This is a genomic window from Veillonellaceae bacterium (assembly GCA_012523975.1).
In the GTDB taxonomy this organism is placed as follows: Bacteria; Bacillota; Negativicutes; order JAAYSF01; family JAAYSF01; genus JAAYSF01.
Map to the genome: position 1 here is coordinate 1 of JAAYSF010000076.1, position 8,181 is coordinate 8,181.

The window sequence follows — 8,181 nt, forward strand, 5'->3', positions numbered from 1 at the left end:
CCGAAATTAATGTTTTAATTGGAACAAATTACATTTACCAGACTGCAAAATAAAATCTCGAGTTCTATAAAAGTGGGAAAACTAATCCTCATAGGAGGTGATAAGATTGAAAAATAGACGTATGGCAGAAGAAGACGCAGCATTTGTTGCGGCAACCGAAGACGATATCGCTACTCGCTTAGAGGCAAGCGGTCTAAACCTTGGCAAGAAAACAAATACCAAGGCTGAGCAGGTAGAATTTTCTCCCAATCCATACGAGTTCATGGAATAACATCTAGTACTTCATGAACCGAGAGTGGATAGCTAGCACCATTATTGCAAATAAAGTAAAAAAACTCATCAACCGTAGTAGGGTAGCAAATTGCTACCCTACCTTTAATTTTCGATAAGAATTCTATAGTCCAGAAAATTTATCTAGCAAGTTAGGTTATTTCAGTGTGCTATCAGATTTTGTATCCTCTTTCTTATCATGGTAATTATTTGTTAATGACCGGAAGGGCGTTACGGTAGAAATTGCATGTTTGTAGACTAACTGCTGTTTACCATCATTTTCGATAATTACAGTAAAATTATCAAAACCTTTGACTGAACCACGAAGTTGAAACCCGTTTACTAAATATATGATAACGGGCACATTCTCTTTACGTACTTGATTTAAAAAACTGTCCTGCAAATTGATAACTTTAGTTGTCATGTTTCTAACCCCTCCGTTGAATCACGTTTTATTTATTGTTTCGACTTTATACAAAACTTTCCTGCTATGCATTTGTAAAAACTTTCCATCATGTCGTCGTAACATGAAAACTCGCCAACGTCAAACCAAACTATATATTTCATCTTACGATACCAGGTTAACTGTCGCTTTGCAAAATGGCGGGTTGCCTGCTTTATTTTTTCAGTAGCTGTATGTAAATCAACATCTCCTTTCAGATAGGAAATAATCTCCTTATAACCGATTCCCTTCATCGATTGTGCTATTGGTGACACACCCGCCTTTAATAGTTCCGCAACCTCGTCGACAAGTCCTTGCGAAATCATTAAGTCAACTCTGTGATTGATACGCTGGTACAACTGACTTCTCTCCATTGTCAGACCTATAACCAAGGCATCATAAATAAGTTCACTGTCATGCGTTGCTTCCTTACTTTGCTGAAAGGCAATACCGCTGCAATAATAGACTTCTAGAGCACGAATAACGCGCCTTAGATCATTAGGATGAAGCCTTGCGGCGTTATCAGGATCCACCTCTGCCAATAAGCTATGCACATATGCATTACCCATTTCTGCAGCCAACGCCTCATACTTCCCACGCAGCTCAGTGCTGGCACTAGTTGAGTTAAATTTATAGCCTTCCAGTAAGGACTTAACATACAGCCCGGTGCCTCCTGCAAGGATTGGCAGCTTACCACGTAGATTGATATCTGTGATGTGTTTACTGGCGATTTCCTGAAAATCAGCTACACTGAACTCTTGAGACGGGTCGAGAATATCGACCATATGATGAATAATGCCATTTCGTTCAGCTAACGTAGGTTTTGCCGTACCGACATCCATGTTCTTATAAACTAGCATTGAATCTCCGGATATGATTTCGGTGTTTAGCATTTTAGCTAAATCAATACTGATCTTTGTCTTGCCTACAGCCGTCGGACCAATGATAGCTATCAAACGCTCCATTTTAACCTCCTAGCTGAATCAGACCATAGCTAACACTGCTGTATTTACCGCCAACAATAGTATCAACTCCAAGTCTGCTAAATTCACTGCTGTCTTTGGTCTCTTTAATCACAATCCGCCTTTTAGCCACTCTTTTGGCCTCGTTAACAGCCTCAACTGTTAACGGCCTATGATCAGCCAGATAACGTAAAGGTTTCATATTGGAACTTTCATGAACGGGTCGACGAAACATAGGATCGAAGTACACTACGTCAAAGCTATTATCATCATATTTGGCAAGTTGGGAATTGTAATCAGCATTCTCAACAGTTATACTACGCAAAGCTTCAGTAACACCAGGCAAGTCGCTAATATGATTTTGCAACCCATATTTCGTTATTAAAGCAAGCAGCGGCGAAGCTTCCAAACCTACAACTTTTCCATTATTCCCGACACAGTAACTTGCGACAATAGCATCGCTGGCCAGGCCTAAGGTACAATCAAGTACGGAGGCGTTTGGAAACAAGCCCATTGCATCGGTCATATGGTCATGTTTTCCATTTTTTAGGTTTTTTATACGTAGTTCCGCCATACTCAAATGGAAATAGTACTCTCCCGCTAAAGTATAAATAACCGGTCCTGATTTAGTAACTACGACAATGTTCTCAACATTATATAAGTTTTTCAAATTTGCAATTGAGTAATTGTTCCGCTCTACAAAGACAGTCCCTAACTCTGAAGCAAACATACGTCCTATTGATTCGTCAGTACCAGTAGCGTTACGAACTGTTGTTACAACAGCATGAGCCATGAATAATCCACCTATCTAATTTATATACGTTTAAACATCTTTGCTAAATCTCTATGGCTGAATTTTATTATTGCGGGTCGCCCATGGGGACAATTGTAAGGTAACTCGGTTTTAAATAAATCTTCTAATAAAGCTTTGATTTGTCGCATATTCAAAGTATCGCCAGCCTTAATGGCAGCTCTGCAGGCGGCAGTCTGCAAGCATGCATGACGTAATTCACTAGGAGCCGGATTATGCATGTCTGTCAACTTAACTAATATTTCCCTTAATATGTTTTCCGCCTCCGAGGTAGGTATATCGGCAGGCACTTCTAAAAGCCGCATTATGTTCGGCCCGACTTGGTCTAGAGTAAAACCTAAGCTATGGAATACCTCGGCATTAGCCTCAATAATATTAAGCTCGCCAGCATCAGATTCCATAAATATTGGTGTTAAAAGCTGCTGGACCGGAATACGACCAACTGAATTGCACATTTTATCATATAAAATACGTTCATGAGCTGCATGCTGGTCAATAATATACAAACCATCTTGGCCCCTGGCTACTATAAAACAGTCATCTAATTGACCTAATGGCTGAAAATATGCCTGCTCTTCAGAAGTACTATTATCAGAAGGGGATCCATCACTATTTTGAAATAATAGTACTGGATTTTGTTGGTGAATGGTTTCTTGTACCATTCTAAGCGGCATCATGTCTTCTCGCCATAAAGATACTGTTTCCTGCGGCTTAGGGTAACTCTTGGGAATGCTCGTTGATACATTCACTTTTGCCGGTTTAATGGGAATATCTAACGAAACTGCTAGATTTTTATGATCTCGTGTTGCTTCTTTTAGAGCATTTGATACAGCTTTATAAACTAATCGATAAATTATTTGATCGTTACTAAATTTGACTTCACTTTTTTGGGGATGCACATTTATATCAATATAGTCATTAGGGACTACTATATTAACTACGACTAAAGGGTATCCAACCTTTGGCAAAAGTGAGTGGTAAGCACTATCGACTGCTTTAGCAATAAACCGGCTTTGAATTACCCTTGAATTTACTAGAAAGGTCTGCCAACTTCGACTACTTTTCAGTATCGAGGGTTTCGATATATAACCGGTTATTTCAATGCTATCCTCCAAAAGTAAGATTGGTAAAAGTTCACTAGCAATTTTATGCCCGTAAATACCTGAAATCGCATCAGCTAAATTATTGGTACCCGGCGTTGAAAATACTAACTTGTTATTATTTATAAACTTTATCGATATTTCAGGATGCGAAAGGGCAAGTTTCATTAAGATATTACTTATATAGTTACTTTCAGTAGCATTAGTCTTAAGAAACTTTTGCCGGGCTGGCGTATTAAAAAACAGGTTCGAAACAGTAATGGTTGTTCCCACATTACTTCCAGCGTCACGTAATTCTACTAACTTTCCGCCTTCTACTTCAACAAATGTAGCAAGAGAATCGGTATGAAGTCTTGTTGTTAAAGTAAACTTCGAAACGGAAGCAATGCTTGGCAGAGCCTCGCCGCGAAATCCTAGCGTACTAATTTGTGTTAAGTCATCGACTAGTCGTATTTTACTTGTTGCATGCCTAAGAATAGCTAATTCAGCATCAGCTCGACTCATACCAATTCCATCATCAGTAACTCTTATAAATTTAGTCCCGCCATCGGAAATTTCAACTTCGATTTTCGAGCTAGATGCGTCAATTGAATTTTCAACTAGTTCTTTGACAACTGACGCGGGCCGTTCTACTACTTCACCCGCTGCTATTTTATTTGCTGTATTCTCGTCTAAAATGTGTATAGTCGATAGTCTGTTCATATCTTACCAACTTCCTGCTTGGCTTGTATTTGCAGTTGGTACAAAATATTTAATGCTTCAAGTGGTGTAATGGTCATCAAATCAATTTTTGTGAGTTCTTCGGCAAGCGAGCTGCCAAATAGAGACATTGGCTGCGATATCATTGCAGCTTCTTCGGGTGCTACTACCTGTCTTTGCGGACAGCTTTCATGCTCATCTAACAATTTTTTAGCTCGTTCAATAACTTTTTTAGGCAGGCCTGCCAATTGGGCAACATAAATACCATAGCTTTTGTCCGCACCGCCGGGAACGATGCGACGCAAAAACACTACTTCGTTGCCACGTTCCTTTACGGCAACAGAATAGTTAGCAACCCCACTGTATAGACTAGCTAGTTCAGTTAATTCATGATAATGAGTAGCAAAGAGTGTCTTTGCTTTGATACGCTGCTTTATATATTCGATAACAGCTCGAGCAATGCTCATACCATCAAAAGTACTAGTGCCGCGGCCAATTTCGTCAAGAACTATTAAACTATTTGAAGTAGCATTCTTAAGAATTTGGGCAACTTCATTCATTTCTACCATAAAAGTGCTCTGTCCTGTAGCTAAGTCATCACTAGCGCCGACTCTGGTAAAAATACGGTCTACTGGTCCAATAGCCGCCTCACGTGCTGGGATAAAAGATCCTATTTGAGCCATAAGCGTAAGCAATGCCGTTTGACGCATATAGGTAGATTTACCAGCCATATTGGGGCCGGTAATAACCATAATCTCACAATCCGAATGATTTAACTCAACGTCATTCGGCACAAACATATCATTTACTAACAATCGCTCGACAACGGGATGACGGCCATCTCTTATTAATATCCTGCGTTCACTGGTTATTAGGGGCCTAATATAATTATAACGTATCGCTGCCTCACTTAAGCTTACTACTACATCAAGTTTTGCGATTTGCTTAGCTATACTCTGCAATTCTTGAACTCTAATTTTAATTATGTCGCGTATTTCTAGGAATAAATGATATTCTAAGTTAATTATTTTCTCTTGCGCACCAAGGATTTTATTCTCAAATTCTTTTAATTCAGGGGTAATGTAACGCTCAGCATTTGCTAAGGTTTGTTTACGAACATAATTTGCCGGAACAGCCGCTGAATGTGTATGCGTTACTTCGATATAATAGCCAAAAACTTTATTATATCCAACTTTAAGGGAACGAATACCTGTAATCTCTCGTTCATGAGTTTCCAAGTCTTGGATCCACTTCTTGCTATTATAAGCCAGTTCATGTAACTCGTCCAATTCTTTATTATATCCGGCTTTTATAATACCGCCCTCCCGCACTGAGATCGGCGGATTATCAATTATTGCAGTTTCAATAATTTCTACCATATCGGTTTGAACAGCTATCATCGTATCAATATCTTGCAATAAGCTGGATTTTGCATCGTAAAGAGCACTTTTTATGTCCGGCAAAGTGGTAAGCGATATTTTAAGGGCATTTAAGTCTCGGGCATTGGCTAAACCGACTTCTATTCTGGTTAATATCCGTTCAAAGTCATATATATTAGCAAGCTGATCCTGAATTTTTTGGCGCATGGCCGGTCTAATACAAAGCTCTTCCACTGCATCCTGACGAGTAGTTATCTTATTGATATCAAGCAGTGGAAACTCTAGCCATCTTTTAAGTAATCTTGTTCCCATAGCAGTCTTAGTAAAATCTATAACATGGAATAAAGTCCCCGTCTTTCCACCATCGCGCATGTTATTAGTTATCTCTAGGTTCCGCAGGGTGGTACTATCTATTATTAAATGGTCGGTAACATTGTATTTCTGTAGGGAATTTATATGACTTAAGTCGGTTTTCAATGTATTGTGGAGGTAATATAACAAGTATCCTACAGCCGTGAATGCTCCGACGGACTCTGGTAGTTCTTCCTGTTTAAAATGCGCAGCCGGCAATCTATCTACCTGTACGGTATCAATATCTTCTAACACAGTACAAATGCAATTATGCAGTCTATTTTGGAGAAAACCCTTTAATTCTTTAGAGCTAAGATCATCAATTAAAACCAGTTCGGATGGCATTAAACGAAAAAGCTGATCACATAAGTCATTAAATCGATTAGATCCTGTAAAATCAGCCCATAGACATTCGCCTGTGGAAATATCTGAGGCTGCTAAACTAAAGGCTTCCTCATTCTGCAGTACAATTGCTAAATAGTTGTTGCTTTGTTTTACTAATAGGGTCTCTGACAAAACAGTTCCCGGCGTAATTATCTTTACAACTTCGCGTCGGACTAAACCTTTAACGCTTTTTGGGTCTTCGACCTGCTCACATATCGCGACTTTGTAGCCTTTGCTTATAAGTTTTGCAATATAATTGTCAGCAGCATGGTAAGGGACCCCACACATCGGAACACGCGCATTTTGACCCCCGTCACGGGAAGTTAGCGTAATTTCTAATTCCTTAGATGCTAGCTGAGCGTCTTCAAAAAACATTTCATAAAAATCACCTAGCCTAAAAAAAAGAATTTCGTTGGTGTGTTTACTTTTGATTTCGCGATATTGCTGCATCATGGGTGTATAGCTTACAGCCATGTAAATCTCCTCTTCCGAATTATTAGCCCAGTAACTGACCTTTAAGTAACCAAGTCTGGGCTTTCTGGATGGTAACATTAACAAGCTTACCAGGCAGTTCGTTTCCTACCTTATCCCACAAAACTATTTTATTAGTTCTTGTTCTCCCCATCATTTTACTATCATCGTTTTTACTAGCTCCTTCAACCAGTACCTCTAATCGCTGATTTTCAAGCTTTTTATTAATCGATAAACTTATTTCATTTTGCTCATCCATTATTTTTTGCAGCCGTTCTTTTTTCACAACTAGTTCAACTTGATCAGCCATTGTTGCAGCCGGAGTCCCTGAACGCTTTGAGTATAAAAAGGTATAGGCAGCATCGAATTTAACCAATTTAATAAAGTCTAATGTTTCCTGAAATAGCTCGTCAGTTTCTCCTGGAAAACCAACAATTAAATCTGTAGTTATGCTTGCATTGGGAATATTTTTTCGAATCTGCGTAACTAATTTAAAGTAATAATCGGTGTTATATCCACGATTCATTCTTTTTAGTATCTCATCACTACCCGACTGAATAGGTAAATGAAAATGCTCACAAACCTTCTTGCTTTCACGAATGGTTGAGATTACCTTATCATACATATCCCGAGGATGAGATGTCATATACCGAATTCTTTCAACTGATTCAATACCATCAACAGCATTTAACAAATCAGCAAAATCAAACTGTCCCCCGCTATCTTTGCCATAGGAATTAACATTTTGCCCAAGAAGAGTTACTTCTTTGAATCCCGCCTGCCCTAGCTGGGAAATTTCCTGTAATATATCCTGTAACGGTCGACTGCGTTCACGCCCACGAACATAAGGCACTATACAGTAAGTGCAGAAATTATTGCAGCCATACATAATAGGTACCCATGCAGAAATGTCGCCTTTGCGCACAGTAGGGACATCCGGAGCTAATCGCTCAGCTTGATCCCATACCGCCAGCACCGTCTCCTTTGAATTATTTATTTCCTTTACAATATCAGGAAGCTCATGGATGTTGTGAGTCCCTATGACAAAATCAACATGCGGGGCTTTTTTGAAGATTTTATCTTTATCCTTTTGGGCCATACAGCCTGCTATTCCGATAATAATATTGGGATTCGCCGCCTTAAGCCTTTTTAATTCACCTATTTTACCATAAATCTTTTTTTCGGCGCTTTCACGCACACAACAAGTGTTTATTAAAATAAGATCAACAGATTCAAGTTGGTCGGAATATGTATAACCAATGCTTTTTAACATTCCAGCCAAACGTTCGGTATCATGCTCATTCATTTGGCA

The 8,181-nt window shown here is 39.1% G+C and carries 7 protein-coding genes; 1 reads left to right on the plus strand and 6 read right to left on the minus strand.

From position 1 onward, the window contains the following. Nucleotides 1-106: 106 nt before the first annotated feature. Entirely contained in the window at nucleotides 107-271 is a 165-nt protein-coding gene (locus GX348_10815; GenBank protein NLP42661.1) for a hypothetical protein, read from the plus strand. A 156-nt stretch (nucleotides 272-427) separates the two neighbouring features. On the opposite strand, the gene hfq is transcribed toward GX348_10815, so the two are convergent. The 6 genes from hfq to miaB all read right to left on the minus strand — a co-directional run. After that, nucleotides 428-694, minus strand: a complete 267-nt coding sequence (gene hfq, locus GX348_10820; protein ID NLP42662.1) for an RNA chaperone Hfq — start codon at nucleotides 692-694, stop codon at nucleotides 428-430. 32 nt (nucleotides 695-726) lie between these two features. Further along, nucleotides 727-1,677, minus strand: coding sequence for a tRNA (adenosine(37)-N6)-dimethylallyltransferase MiaA (miaA, locus tag GX348_10825; protein NLP42663.1), 951 nt, complete (start codon nucleotides 1,675-1,677; stop codon nucleotides 727-729). A gap of 1 nt (nucleotide 1,678) precedes the next feature. After that, a complete protein-coding gene (locus GX348_10830) occupies nucleotides 1,679-2,467 on the minus strand; it encodes a class I SAM-dependent methyltransferase (protein ID NLP42664.1) in 789 nt (262 codons plus the stop codon). A gap of 20 nt (nucleotides 2,468-2,487) precedes the next feature. Beyond that, nucleotides 2,488-4,287 (minus strand): DNA mismatch repair endonuclease MutL, encoded by a 1,800-nt coding sequence (gene mutL, locus GX348_10835; protein NLP42665.1) that lies wholly within the window; start codon nucleotides 4,285-4,287, stop codon nucleotides 2,488-2,490. Beyond that, complete coding sequence (mutS, locus tag GX348_10840; protein ID NLP42666.1) at nucleotides 4,284-6,872, minus strand: DNA mismatch repair protein MutS; 2,589 nt, start codon at nucleotides 6,870-6,872, stop codon at nucleotides 4,284-4,286. Before mutS ends, mutL begins: the two co-directional genes overlap by 4 nt. A 22-nt stretch (nucleotides 6,873-6,894) precedes the next feature. Further along, nucleotides 6,895-8,181, minus strand: a 1,287-nt coding sequence (miaB, locus tag GX348_10845) for a tRNA (N6-isopentenyl adenosine(37)-C2)-methylthiotransferase MiaB (protein NLP42667.1), incomplete at its 5' end; no start/stop codon positions are given.

Excerpts from the sequence above, each read along its gene's own strand:
- mutL (NLP42665.1), bottom strand. The coding sequence starts at position 4,287 with ATGAACAGACTATCGACTATACACATTTTAGACGAGAATACAGCAAAT.
- miaA (NLP42663.1), bottom strand. The coding sequence starts at position 1,677 with ATGGAGCGTTTGATAGCTATCATTGGTCCGACGGCTGTAGGCAAGACA.
- hfq (NLP42662.1), bottom strand. The coding sequence starts at position 694 with ATGACAACTAAAGTTATCAATTTGCAGGACAGTTTTTTAAATCAAGTA.
- mutS (NLP42666.1), bottom strand. The coding sequence starts at position 6,872 with ATGGCTGTAAGCTATACACCCATGATGCAGCAATATCGCGAAATCAAA.
- GX348_10830 (NLP42664.1), bottom strand. The coding sequence starts at position 2,467 with ATGGCTCATGCTGTTGTAACAACAGTTCGTAACGCTACTGGTACTGAC.